Here is a 16,370-nt window from a genome sequence, read left to right as displayed (position 1 = left end):
GACGGCAGCAGCGCCCGTTTCGTGCTGCACTTCCGCGAGCCCTGACGGAGGCGGTGGCGGGAGCGGTGAGGCGGGGCCCCGAGCGGGGGGCCCCGTCCTCGGACGGGGCGCGGCGCCGTTTCGGGTGGACTCCTTGCCCCCGTGGGCGGTTGACGGGGCGTGGGGAGCCGAACGTTCGGTCTGCACGCTGCGGGAACGTTCAACAAGCGAACGGCGGGTGGGGTCGAACGTCCCGTCAGGCGGGTTCCGAAAGGGCAGGTTCGCCTGTTCGAAAGGGCTGTCGTCGTTGCCCGTTCGGGTAGGAACCGGCTCGGATCCGGTGGGATTCGGGCGGTTCCGCTATTCGCGAGAGTGTCACGAGCGTCACCCTGTGTCCCGTCGGGGCCTGGTTGGTGTTAGAAACGACTTCTGAAACCCGCCGTGGAAGCCGCGCCCCGTTGTCAGGTGCATGGTGTGAATGAGCCGTGAAAGAGGTGTGCCGCTTCAGCGCTTGATGTCGCTCAACTGCCCGCTGACGTTGAGGAGTTCGTGGCACTGGGAAGCCTGCTTCCCGGACGCGGGAGTACCCGGCTGCTGGCAGACCACGCTTGCCGTCACGGTCTGGTCCTCGGGGACCTCGATGGGAGTCACCCAGTGATAGTCCTGGTTTCGGAACGTCTCCATGGCGATCGTCGTGATCGTCTGTTCGCCGAACTTGATGGTCAGCAGCCCCTGGTCGCCCTGGAAGTTGGCGGCGACCAGGTCCGTGATCCGGAAGACCTTGCCGTGCGGCACCTTGTAGCTGCCCACCGCGGATCCACCGCTGTTGGTCGTCAGGTCCACGGTGGCGGAGCTCTGCTGCTCGGTGCCGGGGACGGCCAGACCGGAACCACCGCCCGCGCCACCACCGCCGCCGCCCGAACCGCCGCCGGGCTTGGCCTGGCCGCTCGGCGTCGCGCCGCCGCCGCCCGGAGCGGGCGGGGTGGGGACGGCGGGCGGTGCGGCCGGCGGCGGGGTGAAGGCCGCGGCCTTCTGCTCGACGGCCTCGGTCGCGGCCTGCTTCGCGGAACTGCGAACCGCCGGCCGCACCAGGGCCAGCCAGGCCAGCAGCAGGGCGATCAGGGCCGCGAGCAGCGCCAGCAGCCACTTCGGCAGGAGGGCGTGCTGGACGAACTCGCCCTCCAGCACGTTCCGCCGCTCGGCCGCGGGCACTCCGCCGGGCTTCTCGGTACCGTCCTCCTCGGCGACCGCGACCTCGAACGGCCAGCTGGTCGGCTTGCCGAACCAGATCAGCTTGCGGGCGCGCACCTTCAGGCGGACCTCGGCGGACTCGCCCGGCTCCAGCCGCAGCTTCTCGGGGGTGAAGCCGAACCGCAGGTCCTCACCGGGCTGGGCGGGCGTGAACACCACCGGGACGGCGACGTTCCCGAGGTTGCGCACCGAGGTGCGGTAGCGCGCCCGGAGCCAGCCGCGCCGGCGCCGCGGCGCCAGCTCGGTGTGCAGCTCGTGGAAGGGCTCCACGGTGACGGTGGTCTCGGGGACGGTCACGAGTTCGGGGCGCTCGGCGGGCAGCACCCGCACCCCGAGCGGGAACTCGCCCGCCCGGACCTCGGGGGAGCGGGCCGGTGCGAGCCGGACGGTCACCGTCTCCGAGGTCCCCGGGAAGAGCGAGAGGCGGGCCGGCTCGACCGTCGCCCACGCGGCGCACGGCCCGACCACCTCCAACGAGTACGCCTCAACGATGTCCGTCTCGTTGCGTACCGTCAGTGTGGTCGTGGCCACGGCGCCGGGCGACACCGTCAGCGCAGGCAGGCCGAGTTCGGCGGATGCGGTCATGCCGCGACGGTAGGGCCGCGGACCGCCCCGGCGAGAGAGCCCCGCGGGCAAGCCGCGGGCACGCGCCTTGCCCGAGCGAACAGCCCGGCCCTGCCCGGCACCCCCGCCGCCCGCCCCGGCGGCACCCCCCAGACCCCGGCAGTACCGACGGCCGCCGCCACGACGCGGTGGCGCCCGGCCGTCCTCCCCCCACATCCAGTCGACATCGCAGTAGCAGAACGGAACCGGTGATGACACCGATCGAAACCACCGTCCACGAGACCGCAGTGGCGCCGAAGTACGCCCAGGTCCGGCCCCGCGGAGCCGCCGAGTCCGCCGCCGTGCGCGTCAAGCCGGGTCGGGTGCGGGTGGCGGTGTACGCGGAGGACATCATCCTGCACACCGGCGTCGTCCAGCAGTTGCGGCAACGGCCCGAGGTGGAGCTGCTGACGGAGGCCGAGGCGCCCGGCGCCCAGGTCTCGCTGATGGTCGTCGACGGGCTGAACGACGCCGTGGCCGACCGGCTGCGCAGGCTCCGGCTCAACACGTCGAGCCGGACCGGCCTGGTGGTGGGTCACTTCGAGGCCGGCGGCCTGCAGACCATCATCGAGTGCGGGGTCGGTGCCGTGCTGCGCCGCTCGGACGCCGACCAGGACCGCCTCGTCCACCTCATCACCGCCCTGGCCAACGGCGAGGGAGTCATGCCCGGTGACCTCCTCGGCAAACTGCTCGACCGGGTCGGCAGTCTCCAGCGCACCATGCTCGACCCGCGCGGCCTGACCCTGTCCACCCTCACCGCCCGCGAGGCGGAGATGCTGAAGCTGGTCGCGGACGGCTTCGACACCAGCGAGATAGCGGCGCACACCTCGTACTCCGAACGCACCGTCAAGAACGTGCTGCACGAGATCACCACCAGGCTGGGGCTGCGCAACCGGGCCCACGCCGTCGGGTACGCGATGCGCCACGGCCTGATCTGATCCGCCACGATCCGGTCCGATCCGGGTCCGGATCGGAGCGATCCGAGCCGATCCGAGCCGGTCGGAAGCCGGCACCCGGCTCCGGGGCACCTGCCCCGGAGCCGGGCCGGATTGCCCTCACGGGCACCGCGCGCTACCCCCGGCTCGGGTGCCCCGGGCCTGTCGCCCGCGCGCCCGGGCCGGAGAGACTGCCGGGCGTACCGCCCTTCTCGGTCTGTGAGGTTGAGCGTGATCCGCGCCACCGGCACCCCCCGCCCCCTGCGGCGGTCGGCGCGAGCCGCCGCCGCGATGCTGTTGTCCCTGGCCGTGGCCGTGGTGACGCTCGGCACCGCGAACCCCGACGGCCCGGCCGGCGGCACGGCGCCGGTGGCCGCCGGCGACGACTCGGCCACCGGGCGGATCGTCTTCGTGGGCACCGGCCACCGCAGCCTGGCCCGGGTGACCGGCGCGGCGACCAGCGCCCCGCTGTTCGGGCCCGGCCCGCGCCACTTCGACACCGAACCCTCCGCGCGCGGCGACCGGATCGCCTTCACCAGCCTGCGCGACGGCACGCTGCCCCAGGTGTACGTCCGCGAGGGCTCCGGCGAGGTGCGCCGGCTGACCACCGGCATGGACACCGCCCACCCCGCGCTCACCCCGGACGGCAAGGCCGTGGTCTTCGACGCGCTCGGGCCCGGCGGACGCGACGGCAAGCCCCAGCGCGACATCTGGGTCGTCAACACCGACGGCTCCGGGCTGCGGCGGCTCGCCGAGACCACCTCCAACGAGACCCACCCGACCGTCTCGCCCGACGGCACCTGGGTCGCGTACACCTGCGACGCCGACCCGGAGCACCTGCAGATCTTCGTCATGCCGATGGCCGGCGGCGCGTCACGGCGGATCACCGGGGTGACCACCGGCAGTGCCGTCGAACCGGCCTGGAACCCGGTGGACGCCCCCACCCTGCGCGACCAGATCGTCTACACCTGGGACCAGGGCGGCCAGACCGGACCGCGCCTGCGGGTCATCTCGCCCACCGGCACCGACGACCGGGCGTTCTTCCCCGGCACCGGTTCCGACTGGCGCACCCGGTCGCCCGGCTGGCTGCCCGACGGCACGGGCGTGCTCTTCCTGAGCCCCGACCGGCCCAAGGACGGCCCGACCGCGTACGAGAACGTGTACCGCGCCCCGACCTGCTCCTGCACGCCGTCCGAGCTGGTGCTCGCCGAGGACCGCGCCGTCCGGACCCCGACCTGGCTGGGCGGCCCGAAGGACGGCGGGCCCGTCGTGGACCAGAACAGCGCCGGCGCCCCGAACCTGGCCGACCTGGAGGACATCCGCCCCGACGGTGCCGACCCGCGCGACCTCGGCGTCGGCGTGCTCCGGGAGGACCCGGCGGCCGACACCGAGACCGATCCCGCCGCCGACCCGCTGTTCAACCCCCACCCCGGCTTCGACCCGTGGTTCGAGCGGCAGAGCTACACCCCGGACGGCCGGAAGATCGTGGTCACCCGCTTCGAGGACACCCCCGCCGGCCGCGTCCAGCGCATCTGGCTCACCGGCGCCGACGGCTCCGACCCGAAGCCGCTGAACCTCGCCGGGCGCGGCCCCAAGGACTGGGACACCGACCCGGCGCTCTCCCCGGACGGCCGGCTGATCGCCTTCACCCGCACCTCCCCCGGCGGCGTCGGGCCGGCCTCCGGACCCGGCCGGATCCTGGTCGCCCAGGTGTCCACCGGCGCGGTCGTCGGCACCGTCGAACCGACCGGCGGCCAGCCGGCCGCCTCGCTGGCCCAGCCCACCTGGTCCCCGGACGGCAAGCTGATCGCCTACACCAGGACCGAGGTGGTCAACGGCAACGCCGGCAACAAGCACGTGTGGACCGTGCCCGCCGACGCCCTCGACCGGCCCACCGACCTCAGCCGCGCGGCCTGCCCGGGCGACTGCGCCGTCATCGACGACAGCCCGGCCTTCGCACCGGACGGCCGGCGGATCGCCTTCAACCGCAAGGGCGGCAACGGCGGGGCCGGCCAGGGCGGCGGAGTCCTCGTCACCTCGACGACCGGCGCCGACTGCACCGTGGTGCTGCCCGCCGGACTCGACCGCAACGCCTGCCGGCGCCCCCTGCCCGACCCCTCCGCCGGCGGCCCCTTCCAGCCCCGCGACGTCGCCTGGACGGCGAACGGCGCGCAGCTGGTGCTGACCTCCCGCCGGGCCCAGCCGGCCAACTCGCCGGAAGGGCTGTCGATCTACGACTTCGCGACGGGCCGGCTCACCCCGCTCAACGACCGGCTGCCCGGGCGGCAGAAGGAGCCGAGCGTCCAGCAGTCCGTCGACCTGGCGGTCACCGCGCCCGCCGGGACGCCGCCGGTGCCGTTCGGCGGACGCACCACCGTCGAGCTGACGGTGACCAACCGCGGGCCGGCGCCCTCGCCGGGCACCGTGCTCACGGTCTCCGTCCCGGCGGGCGTCCGGCTCGACGGACTGCGGACCACGGCCGGCAGCTGCACGGCCGGGGCGCTCCGCTGCGAGTTCGGCACGCTGGCTCCCGGCGCCGTCGTCCGGGTGACCGCCACCATCGTCGGCACCCAGGCCGGCGACCAGAAGATCGGCTGGTGGGCCACCGGCACGGTGGTCGACCCGAACCCGGGGGACAACGCGGCACAGACGGTCGTGCCCGTGCAGGCCGCGCCGCCGACCCCCTCGCCGACACCGACGACCCCGTCGCCGACACCCACCCCGACACCCACCCCGACGCCCACCCCGACACCCGCCCCGACGCCCTCCACCACCACGCCGCAGCCCGCCCCGCCGGCTCCCGCCCCGCCGCCCGCCGAACCCCCGGCGCCGCCCGCGCCCAAGGCCGGACCGTCGGTCACCGTCGGCGCCCAGCCCAACCCCGGCTACGTCGGAGGCCGCGTCACCGTCACCTACACCGTGCGCAACACCGGCCAGGCCCCCGCCACCGGACTGCGCCTGCGGCTCGGACTGCCCGCCGTCGTCCCGGCCGCCGGACCGCTGCCGCCCGGCTGCACCGGCGACACCTGCGAGCTGGCCGACCTGCCCGCGGGCGGCACCGCCACCGTCCAGGTGGTGCTCGCCCCCGACGCGGCCGTGCAGACCGCCGTCACCGCCACGCTGACCACCACCGGCAGCGACGCCGCCCCCGGCGACCACGTGGCGAGCACCCCGCTGCGCATCCTCCAGCCGCGCATCACCGCCGTCCCGCCGATCGGCAAGCCCGGCTTCGTGACCTCCGTCCGCGGCCAGGACTTCCCGCCGGGCACGCCGGTGACGCTCACCTGGACGCCCGGCATCACCGCCGCCGCCGCGCCCACCCTGCCGCGCGCCGACGGCACCTTCGCGGGCCAGCTGCTCATCCTCCCGAAGGACGAGACCGGTCCGCGGACCATCACCGCCGCCGGCCCCGGGTTCTCCCCGGTCACCACCCCCTTCCTGGTCGTGACCGGCACCATCGGCCCGCCCGGGGAGGTGCAGCGCCGGTGATCCACGAAGTCGACGAGGCGCTGCGGCTGCTGCTCACCGAGAGCGGACTGCAGGACCGCGGGATCGAGCTGGTCTTCGACTCGCCCACCCGGGACTGGGCCGCCCGGCGCAACGCGCCCACCGTCAGCGTGTTCCTCTACGGCATCCGCGAGGACGTGGCCCGCCGTCAGAGCGGCACCACCGAGGAGTACGACGCCGACGGCATGGTCGTCGCCCGGCGCGGCGCACCCCGCTGGTACGAGCTCGCCTACCTGGTGACCGCCTGGACCAACCGGCCCCAGGACGAGCACCGGCTGCTCTCCGAAGTGCTCCGCTGCCTGACCGCGGCCGACGCGCTGCCCGCCCGGCTGCTCACCGGCACGCTCGCCGAACTCGGGCTCGTCGTCGGGCTGGAGACGGGCGGGGGCCGGGACGGCATGCCCTCGGTGTCCGACGTGTGGTCCGGCCTCGGCGGGGAGCTGAAGCCGTCCGTCGACCTCCGGGTGCTCGCCCCGCTGTCCGGCCCGCGCACCGCCGCCGGTCCGCCGGTCACCGAGGGACTCGTGGTGCGCGCTACCGACCGGACGGCGCAGGGGGCCCCGGACGGCGCGGACGCCGCCGCGGGCCCGGGCAGCGCGACCGCGCCCACCGGCCCGACCGACGGGCCCGACGCGACCGACGGATCGGGTGGCGCCACCGCCGACCCCGGCCGCCGGCTGCGCTACGAGGGCGGCACCGACCCGGGCCCCGACGGCTTCGCCGCTCCCCGCGAGCGCCGACTGCCGCCCGGCCGCCGCCGACGAGGCGGTGCCGCGCGGTGACCGTCGACCTCGAAGCGCCGGCCGCGAGCGCGACCGCGGCCGGCCCCGACCCCCTGTGGGAGCGCCTGCGCGGCGTCGAGGAGCGGGTCAGGGCCGCCGTCCGCGACCGCCGCGCCGTCGACCCGGACCCGGACGACCCGTACCGCGGCCAGTACCTCACCCCGGAGGGGGCCGAGCGGACCCTCGCGGCGCCCGCCGCCGACGGCCGGGCCGGCGCCGTACTCGGCGACCCGCCCCAGCCGCCGCCCGGCTCCCGGCTCGCCCGGTTCGCCGAGGCCTTCGGGCTGCTCCCCGTCGACCTCGAACTCCTGCTGGTGGCGCTCGCCCCCGACCTGGACACCCGCTTCGAGCGGCTGTACGGCTACCTCAACGACGACCTGACGCTGCGCCGGCCGACCATCGGGCTCGCGCTCGAACTGTGCGGCCTGCCCGGCGCCGGACCCGGCCGTTTCCGGTTCACCGCGCGCGCACCGCTGATCGCCGGAGGGCTCCTGGAGCTCACCGAGCCGGAACGCCCGCTGCTCTCCCGGGGGCTGCGCGTCCCCGACCGGGTGACGGCGCACCTGCTGGGCGTGGACGAACCCGACGCCGCGCTGGCCGGGCTGGTCCGGTTCGGCCGGCCCGGCGGCGGCCCGGCCGCCGAACCGTCCCGCCGGGTGCGCGCCGCCGCGGCGGACGGCACCGCCCCGGTGCACCTGCTCGACCGCGGCGGCAACGCCGGGCAGCTCGCCGTCGACGCCCTGGCCGCCCTCGGCCGCCCGGCCCTGGTCGTCGACACCGCCGTGCTCGCCGCCCGCCCCGCGGAGCCGACCGTGCGGGCCCTGGCCAGGGAGGCCCGGCTGACCGGCGGCGGCGTGGTGCTCGGCCCGCTGGAACGGCTCGAACCCGAACGCCCGGAACGCGCCGCCCTGGTGCGGCTGCTCTGCGGGCACCTGGCCGGCGTCCCCCTGCTGGTGCACGGCACCCGGCCGTGGGACCCGGCCTGGGCCGGGGACAGCCCGGTCGTCGTCGCCGTCCCGCCGCTGGACCCGGAACAGCGCGCCGAGCGCTGGGCGCAGGCGCTGGCCGAGGCGGGCGGCCCGGCCGGGCCCGGGCCGGACGACGAGCTGACCGCTGCGGTAGCCGCGTACCAGCTGGACGGCGAACAGGTGGCCAGGGCCGCCGGGGTCGCCACCAGGACGGCCGCCGCCGAGGGCCGCGCCGTCACCGCCGACGACCTGCGGGCCGCCGTGCGGGGGCAGAACGGGGCCGGACTCGCCCGGCTGGCCCGCCGCGTCGAACCCGCGGTCGGCTGGGAGGACCTCGTGCTGCCCGAGCCCACCGAGCGGCAGCTGCGCGAGCTCGCCCTGCGGGCCCGGCACCGCGACCAGGTGCTCGGTCAGTGGCGGATGCGCCCCGGCGGCGGCCGCGGCCGCGGGGTGATCGCCCTGTTCGCGGGGGAGTCGGGCACCGGCAAGACGATGTCGGCCGAGGTGGTCGCCGCGGACCTGGGCATGGAGCTCTACGTGGTGGACCTGTCCACCGTCGTCGACAAGTACGTCGGCGAGACGGAGAAGAACCTGGAACGCATCTTCACCGAGGCCTCCCAGGTCAACGGCGTGCTGCTGTTCGACGAGGCGGACGCGATCTTCGGGAAGCGCTCGCAGGTCAAGGACGCCCACGACCGGCACGCCAACCTGGAGTCCGCGTACCTGCTGCAGCGGATGGAGTCCTTCGACGGGATCGCCGTGCTGACGACCAATCTGCGCGCCAACCTCGACGAGGCGTTCACCCGCCGGCTGGACGTCATCGCCGACTTCCCGGTGCCGGACGAGGAACAGCGGCACGCCCTGTGGGAACGCTGCCTGGGCCCGTGGATCCCGCGCGGTGAGGACCTCGACCTCGCCTACTGCGCACGGCACTTCGAGCTCGCCGGCGGGTCCATCCGGGCCTGCGCCGTCACCGCGGCCTACCTGGCCGCCGAGGCCGGCCGGCCGCTGGACATGGCGCAGCTGGTGACCGCGGTGGTACGGGAGTACCGCAAGCTCGGCCGCCTCGTCCTGGAGAGCGAGTTCGGGCCGTGGACGGGCGCGCTCGGGGGCACCGGGCGGGGCTGAGGCCCGCCGGGCGGCCGGCCGGTCGGGCTCCGGACGGACACCCCGCGCCGCCCGGCGCGGCCCGCCCGGGCGCCCCGGGGTGCCCGCCGGGGCAGTGACGTTGCCCCTGGTCCGGGACCTGCGGACATGTCCCCGGGGGCGGTCCGGCGGCGAGACTCGGTGGCGACTGATCGGCCACCAGAAGGAGCGAGCATGCCGTCGTACCTCACCCCGGGCGTGTACGTGGAGGAGGTCCAGTCCGGTGCCCGGCCGATCGAGGGAGTCGGCACGGCCGTCGCCGCCCTGGTCGGCTTCGCCGAGACCGGACCCTTCCACGAACCCACCCTGGTGACGAACTGGGACCAGTACGTCCAGCAGTTCGGTGGTTTCACCGAGGGCACCTACCTGCCCCACGCCGTCTACGGGTTCTTCGCCAACGGCGGCGGCGCCGTCTACGTCGTCCGGGTCGGACGGCCCGCCGACGGCGCGGCCACCGGCCGGCCCGCGCCCGTCCGCCAGGCGCCCGCGCCCACCCCGGTGGCCGGCTTCCTGTACTCGGTGCTGCCCGCCGCCGGCGGCGACGTCTCCGTCGAGATCGCCGACGCCGAGGGCGAGAACGTCCCCGACGACCGCTTCAAGCTGGTCGTCCGCAAGGGTGCCGAGGTGGCGGAGACCTTCGAGGTCTCCACCCGCAAGAGCACCAAGGGCTACGTCGTCACCCAGCTGCGCGAGTCGAAGCTCATCGCGGTCAGCGAGCAGCCCGGCACCGCGCCCAGCCGCCCGGAGCGCCAGACCCTGGCGCTCGCCGCGGCCCCCGCGACCGGCCCGATCGCGCCCGCCGGCACCCGCGTCGACCCGGCCGAGTACGTCGGGGACGCCTCGGCCCGCACCGGGTTCGCCGGGCTGGAGTCGATCGACGAGATCACCATGGTCGCCGTCCCCGACCTGATGAGCTCCTACCAGCGCGGCGAGATCGACGCGGAGGGCGTGCGGACCGTCCAGCTGGCGGTCATGTCGCACTGCGAGCAGATGGGCGACCGGATCGCCGTCCTCGACCCGCCGCCCGGCCTGAACGCCCAGCAGGTGCGCACCTGGCGCAACGACGAGGCGGGCTTCGACTCCCGCTACGCCACGCTGTACTACCCGTGGATCAAGGTGTTCGACCCGGCGACCGGGCGCAACGCGATGGTCCCCCCGAGCGGCCACGTCGCCGGGGTCTGGGCGCGCAGCGACGCCGAGCGCGGCGTCCACAAGGCGCCCGCCAACGAGGTCATCCGCGGCGCCGTCGACCTGGAGATCCGCCTCAGCAAGGGCGAGCAGGACCTGCTGAACCCGATCGGCGTCAACTGCGTGCGGGCGTTCCCCGGACGCGGCATCCGGATCTGGGGCGCCCGCACCCTGTCCTCGGACCCGGCGTGGCGCTACCTCAACGTGCGGCGGCTCTTCAACTACCTGGAGGAGTCGATCCTCCTGGGCACCCAGTGGGTGGTCTTCGAGCCCAACGACGACCGGCTGTGGTCCAGCATCCGCCGCAACATCACCGCGTTCCTCACCGAGGAGTGGCGGCGCGGGGCGCTGTTCGGGCAGACCGCCGCGGAGGCCTTCTACGTGAAGTGCGACCGCGAGAACAACCCCCCGGAGTCCATCGACCTCGGCCAGGTGATCTGTGAGATCGGGGTCGCGCCGGTGAAGCCCGCCGAGTTCGTGGTGTTCCGGCTGTCGCAGTTCTCCGACAGCACGAGCCTCGTCAACGAGTGACCGGTCCGTCCGGCGGACCGGAGGGGCCCGGCACGGACGCCGGGCCCGTCCGGTCGCACCGGGCCGGCCCGCGCCGGTCCGGCTCCACGCAGGTCCAGTAGGTCCAGCACGTCCAGCAGGTCCAGCAGGTCCGCAACACACCGGAAGGTGACAGGAAGTCATGGCTGAAGGCGATCCGCTCTCCACACACATCTTCGGCGTCCAGCTCGGCGGCTACAACGTCGAGTCCGTCAAGGAGATCAGCAACCTCACCGTCGACCAGGACGTCGTCGAGTACAAGCAGGTGACCCAGCAGGGCAAGCTGATCGTCCGCAAGCAGCCGGGTGCCCGGCTGCCGGGGGAGGTGACGATCACCCGCGGTCTCGACAAGAGCGGGGCGTTCACCACCTGGATCAAGGAGACCCTCAACAACGGCGCGATCAACACCGCGCGCCAGAACCTCACCATCGAGGTCAAGGACACCACCGGCGCCACCCTGCGCCGCATCCAGCTGATGAACGCCTGGGCCAGCCGCTGGGAGGGCCCCACGCTCACCGCCGGCGAGTCGAGCGCCGCGACCGAGAAGGTGACCATCGTGTTCGAGGAGATCTCCGTCGAATGAGGAGACGGATCGGCCTCGACGAGCTCTTGGAGAAGGCCCCGGCGCCTGCGGCGGCCCCGGCCCCGCAGGCCGCCGCGCCGCAGCGCGGCCGGAGCCCGCAGGACCACGGGCTGCAGACGGAGTTCGAGTTCGAGCTCCCGCGCGGGTACGTCGACGACGAGGGCACCGTGCACCGCCACGGTGCCATGCGCCTGGCGACCGCGCGGGACGAGCTCATGCCCCAGATCGACCAGCGCGTCAAGGAGAACCCGGCGTACCTGAGCGTGGTGCTGCTGAGCCACGTGATCACCCGGCTCGGCACCGTCACCGACGTGCACGCCGGCGTGGTCGAGCGCATGTACGCCACCGACGTCGCGTTCCTCCAGGACTTCTACCAGCGGATCAACAGCGAGGGCCACACCCGCGCCGCGGTGACCTGCCCGCACTGCGAGGGCGGCTTCGAGGTCGACCTCGCTGGTGGGCGCCTGGGGGAATGGTGACGTACGCGACCGCCCGGCTGTACGAGGAGGTCGCGTACATCGCCTACCACTTCCACTGGGAGCGGGAGTCCGTTCTCGACCTGACCCACCACGAGCGCCGGGCGTGGGTGGCGGAGATCGCGCGGATCAACACCCGCGTCAACGAAGGCGGGTGAACGGCATGGGGTTCCGGGACAGGTTCGCGCGCCGGGCCGCCGGCACCGCGCCGGCCGAGGCACCGGCGCCCGCTCCGGCGGGCGCACCGGCCGTCGACGGCCCGGCGTCGGGCAACGCACCGGCTCCGGACGGCGGTTGGCGTGACGTCGGGCCACTGGCCCGCACCCTCGCGGAGCCGGCCACCGGGGTCAGCGACGGCCTGCGGTTCCGGGGCCGGCTCGCCTCCTGGCAGAACCCCTCGCTGTCCGGCACGCTCGGGCACGCGCTGCTCCCCGCCGCCCCGGCCGGCATCCTGCGGGCGGTCGCCCGGCCGTCCGTCCCGACGGCCTCCGCCGGGACGGACGGGCCTGCCCTGCCGTACGCGGCGCCGCCGCGGGCGCCCGGCTCGGACGGCGCCGACGCGCCGGAGGAGGTGCCCGGGCAGCTCGGTGCGGTCCGGCAGGTGCAGCGGGCCGTGCCCGCCCGACGCCGCCTGCCCGCGCGGGTCACCGCGGCGCAGACCCGGGCCGCCGCCCCGGCGCGGCCTGCCGACCGGGCGGCTGCTTCCGGCTCCGCCCCCGTGGCTTCGTCCGGTGGCGTGGCCTCGCCCGGCGGTGCGCCGTCGTCCGGTGGTGCGTCGTCGTCCGCCCCCGCGTCGTCGACTGCCGCCGTGCCGTCGTCCGCCGCCGTGCCGTCGTCCGGTGCGCAGGCCCGGACCGCGCCCGCCGGCCCGGTCGTGCTGCGCCGCGTGACGCGGCCGCTGACCGCGGCGACGCGCCCGCGCACCCTGCCGCTGCGCGCCGTCACCGTGCTCCCGCCGCCCGCGGCGGAACGGGTCGCCGCACCGACGGCCGGACCCGCCGCCGCGATGTCCGCGGACCCGGTGCCGACGAGTGGCTCCCCGGCCTCCGCACCGACCCCGAGCATGCCCGCCGGTCGGCCCGAGCCGACCGAGACCCGGCCCGCCGGCCCGGCGGCCACCGCCTCGACCGCGGGCCCCGGCGGCCCGGTGCAGCGCGCCGCCGCGCGCCGTCCCGTCCTGGGGGCGCCGCTGACCGCCCTGCCCGCGAGCGCCTCGCCGCAGCCCGCCACCGAGGGCGCGGCAGGCCCCGCGGCCGCGCCGATGCCGATCGTGGCCGCGCCCGCCCCGGCGGCCCCGGGGGCGGATCCGGCCGGTGGCGCCGCGCCGCCCACCTCCGCGCCCGCGCGCGCCGAGGCCGCCCCCGTGCAGCGCGCCGCCCGCAGCGGCGGCCCCGCCGCGGCGCCGTCCACGGTGAACCCCGGCGTGCGGCGCACCGACTCCTCGACCTCCGCCACCCCCGGCGCGTCCGCCGCCCGGGCCCGTGGCGGGCTGGGCGCACCGCTGGCCGGGCTCCCGCCGACGGCCGGCGTGCCCGGGCCCGGCGGCCGGCGCAGCCCGGCCCGGCGGTCCACGGCCCCGACGCCGGAGGGCGGCACCGCTGCCCCCGCGCCGCGCCGCACGGCGTCGCCTGCCGCTCCCGGATCCGGGAGCGGGGGCGCGGCCGCGGCCAGGCCTGCGGCCTCCGCAGGGAGCGGCGGGGCGGAGGCTTCCGGGTCCACGCGGTCGGAGCAGCACCGAGCGGCGACCGGCCCGGGCACTACCGCGGTGCAGCGCGCACTCGGCAGCGCCGGCCCCGGCCCTGGGCCCGGCTCCGGGCAGCACGCCGCCCCGGACGCCCCCGGTACCGGCTCGGGTGCCGGTCCGGGTGTCGGTCGAGGCGCGCAGGGTGGCTCCGCGCCCTCGGGCGCCGTCGCCCGCCCAGCCCCGGGCACCCGGCCGGTCGTGACGGCCACGGGCGGCGGAGTGCCGCTCGTCGTGGCGCGGGCACCGATCGGCGGCGCGGCGGCGACCGCGCCCGGCCACCGGACGCGGGGCCTGCTCGGCGCGCGTGCCATGACCTCGACGCTCGCGGCGTCCGCGGCGGCAGCTCCCGTGTTCGGTGCCTCCGCGTCAGGCTCGGCCCCGGCGCCGGCCGCTCCGCCCGTGGTACGGGCCTCCTGGCGCCAGGAGCCGGCGGCACGCGCCGTCGAAGCGGGCGCGCCACCGGCCGGTGAGCCGGCCGGGCCACCGGCCGCCCCCGCGACCTGGCGCAGCCGGGCCGCGGCCGTCCTGCGTGCCCCCCGAACCGGTGGGGAGCGCGGCGAGTCTTCCGCCCGCCCGGCTTCGTCGGCCCGCGCGGCCGCTGACGGGCGAGCGCCCGTGCAGCGCTCCGGGTCCGACGGGGCCGGTCCGCTGCCGCGCGGCCGCTCGGCGGCGCAGGGCCGGTCCGACCGGGCGGGGAACCCGGGCGCCGGGCATCCCGGGGCGGGCTCGACGGCTTCGTCGGCCCCGTCCGGTCCGTCCGGTGGGCCCGGCACCACGACCTCGGGGACGGGACCGTCGCCGGTGCAGCGGTCAGCTGTCCCCGGCGGCCGGGCCGCCGCGCGGCGGGCCCGGTCCGGCGGTGCCGGTCCGACGGCTTCGCCTGTACGGGCCGCCGTGCCCGATGGCCGCCCCGGCGTTCCGGCGGACGACCGGCTGCCGCTGTCGACGGGTGGATCCGACTCCAGTGCGCACCGGTCGCCGTCGCGCGCCGGTGGCACCGCGGAGGCGCGAGCCGTCGCCGGTACGTCCACCGTGCCGGCGTCGACCGCGCCCGCGTCCGGGCGACTGCAGCGCAGGGTGAGCCCGACGCCGTCGGACGCGGCGGTCCGGCCCGGCGCGGCGCCCGCGACGGCCGTCGCGGCGGTCGGTCGTGTCTGGTGGGGGCGGCGGAGGTCCGCTCCCGCCGCCGGAACGGACGGGACCGCGACGGACGTCCGGCGGGCCGTGCCCGGGGGCGGCGCGGCGGGCCCGTCCGCACCCGTGGCCGCGGGCTCCCCGACCGGCCTCGTCGGCCCGGCGGCCGACCGGGTCTCCGTTCCCCGGGCTGCCGCCCGGCCCGTCGGTGCGGCCGGGCACGGTACGCCGGCCGCCGGGCCGCTGCCGAGCGTGCAGCGGTCCGCTTCGGGCGTTCCGGCCCCCTCGGGCCCGGGCGCGTCGCCCGCGCCCTCCGGGGGCGGCGCGTCGCCGTTCGTTCCACCGCCCGGTGGTGCCGGGGCCGTCGCCGGCTCCGCCGCAGCCTCCGTGGCTTCGTCCGCCTCATCTGCTTCGTCCGCCGGTTCGCGGCGGTCCGCGCCACGTGGCGCGGTGCCCGTGCCCGTGGTGCGCCCGGCCCCGCCGAGGGACGTGGCGGACCGGGCGGCCGTCCAGCGGCTGCCGATCGCCGGCCCCGCCGCCCAGCCCGCCGCACCGCCGGTGCCGTCGCTGTCCCCGCTGGCCCCGTCGTCACCCGGCGCCGGGGGCCGGTCGCTGCCGGGGTTGCCCGGTACGGGCGCCGCGTCGGCGCCCCGTCAGGTGGTGTGGCGGGCACCGGTCCGGGGCGGCGCGAGCGGCGCTCCCGGGCCGGCCGCGGGGTCGCAGCCCGGGGTGGCGGCGGACACCGCGCGGGTGCTGCAACGGGTGGCCGAGCACGCGGGCCTGACCGGGGTGCCGATGACGGCCGTTCCGGCCGGCAGCCCCGTGGTGTCCCGCTCCGCGGTGCCGGGCGGGCCGGGGCTGCCGCACCCGGGCGCGGCCGCCGGTGCCCAGGAGGGCAGCGGGGCGCAGGCCGGGGGCGCCTTCGGGGCGGACCACCTCGACGAGCTGGCCCGGCGTCTGATCGAGCCCGTCGGACGGCTGCTGCGCGCCGAACTGCGCAGGGGAAGGGAACGCGCCGGGCGGCCGTACGACGGTCGCCGGTGAGGGCGCGGGGCGGACATCGGCGGGCAGGCGACGGAGGCGGGACATGACCGACAACATCTTCGCGACGAGCGTGTTCTTCAGACTCACGATCGGCGGCAACGACCTGGGGGAGTTCACGACCTGCTCGGGCCTGGGCGCACAGGTGGAGATCCACCAGTACGCCGAGGGCGGCAACAACGGCTTCTCCTGGCAGCTGCCGGGGCGCATCACGTGGTCGAACATCACGCTCACCCGGGCGGTCACCGCGGACACCCTCAAGATCGCGCGCTGGCTGGACGAGACGGTGCGCCGGGTCGAGCCCAAGGACGGCGAGATCGTGGCGCTGCGCCCCGACCTGAGCCGGATCGTCAGCTGGCAGGTGCTGGGCATCGTCCCGGTGAGCTGGCAGGGCCCGTCCTTCGACCCGTCGAACTCGCAGGCCGCCGTGGAGACCCTGGAGATCGCCCACGCGGGCCTGCGCCCGTCCTGACCGGGCCGGCCC

11 protein-coding genes are annotated in these 16,370 nt (G+C 76.7%); 10 read left to right on the top strand and 1 reads right to left on the bottom strand.

Features of this window, described 5'->3' with window-relative positions:
• Window positions 1–483: 483 nt before the first annotated feature.
• Window positions 484–1,815: a hydrolytic protein gene (locus tag AB0N04_RS33385; RefSeq protein WP_360216671.1), complete on the bottom strand. Its 1,332-nt coding sequence runs from the start codon at window positions 1,813–1,815 to the stop codon at window positions 484–486.
• 230 nt (window positions 1,816–2,045) lie between these two features.
• Here AB0N04_RS33385 and AB0N04_RS33380 point away from each other — a divergent pair, with 230 nt between their 5' ends.
• The 10 genes from AB0N04_RS33380 (at window position 2,046) to AB0N04_RS33335 (ending at window position 16,358) form a co-directional block, all read left to right on the top strand.
• Window positions 2,046–2,771, top strand: a complete 726-nt coding sequence (locus AB0N04_RS33380; RefSeq protein WP_360216668.1) for a LuxR C-terminal-related transcriptional regulator — start codon at window positions 2,046–2,048, stop codon at window positions 2,769–2,771.
• Between the two features lie 228 nt (window positions 2,772–2,999).
• The gene (locus AB0N04_RS33375; protein WP_360216665.1) at window positions 3,000–6,257 is read left to right on the top strand and encodes a hypothetical protein; all 3,258 of its coding nucleotides are present in this window, start codon (window positions 3,000–3,002) and stop codon (window positions 6,255–6,257) included.
• Window positions 6,254–7,057 (top strand): DUF4255 domain-containing protein, encoded by an 804-nt coding sequence (locus AB0N04_RS33370; RefSeq protein WP_360216662.1) that lies wholly within the window; start codon window positions 6,254–6,256, stop codon window positions 7,055–7,057. Before AB0N04_RS33375 ends, AB0N04_RS33370 begins: the two co-directional genes overlap by 4 nt.
• Complete coding sequence (locus AB0N04_RS33365; RefSeq protein WP_360216659.1) at window positions 7,054–9,153, top strand: ATP-binding protein; 2,100 nt, start codon at window positions 7,054–7,056, stop codon at window positions 9,151–9,153. The genes AB0N04_RS33370 and AB0N04_RS33365 overlap by 4 nt, the downstream gene beginning before the upstream one ends.
• A gap of 192 nt (window positions 9,154–9,345) precedes the next feature.
• Complete coding sequence (locus tag AB0N04_RS33360) at window positions 9,346–10,890, top strand: phage tail sheath family protein (RefSeq protein WP_360216656.1); 1,545 nt, start codon at window positions 9,346–9,348, stop codon at window positions 10,888–10,890.
• Between the two features lie 160 nt (window positions 10,891–11,050).
• Window positions 11,051–11,491: a phage tail protein gene (locus AB0N04_RS33355; protein ID WP_360216653.1), complete on the top strand. Its 441-nt coding sequence runs from the start codon at window positions 11,051–11,053 to the stop codon at window positions 11,489–11,491.
• Window positions 11,488–11,970 carry a hypothetical protein gene (locus AB0N04_RS33350; protein WP_360216650.1) on the top strand — a complete coding sequence of 161 codons (483 nt, stop codon included), beginning with the start codon at window positions 11,488–11,490 and terminating at the stop codon, window positions 11,968–11,970. Before AB0N04_RS33355 ends, AB0N04_RS33350 begins: the two co-directional genes overlap by 4 nt.
• The gene (locus tag AB0N04_RS33345) at window positions 11,967–12,125 is read left to right on the top strand and encodes a DUF6760 family protein (RefSeq protein ID WP_360216685.1); all 159 of its coding nucleotides are present in this window, start codon (window positions 11,967–11,969) and stop codon (window positions 12,123–12,125) included. The genes AB0N04_RS33350 and AB0N04_RS33345 overlap by 4 nt, the downstream gene beginning before the upstream one ends.
• Window positions 12,126–15,295: 3,170 nt before the next feature.
• Window positions 15,296–15,889, top strand: a complete 594-nt coding sequence (locus AB0N04_RS33340; RefSeq protein WP_360216647.1) for a hypothetical protein — start codon at window positions 15,296–15,298, stop codon at window positions 15,887–15,889.
• A 43-nt stretch (window positions 15,890–15,932) separates the two neighbouring features.
• Complete coding sequence (locus tag AB0N04_RS33335; protein WP_360216644.1) at window positions 15,933–16,358, top strand: phage tail protein; 426 nt, start codon at window positions 15,933–15,935, stop codon at window positions 16,356–16,358.
• The last annotated feature ends 12 nt before the right edge of the window (window positions 16,359–16,370 follow it).

The organism is Kitasatospora sp. NPDC051702 (genome assembly GCF_040681575.1).
GTDB lineage: Bacteria > Actinomycetota > Actinomycetes > Streptomycetales > Streptomycetaceae > Kitasatospora.
Note: the sequence above shows the minus strand (reverse complement) of the source record. Positions and strands in the feature narration are given on the sequence as shown.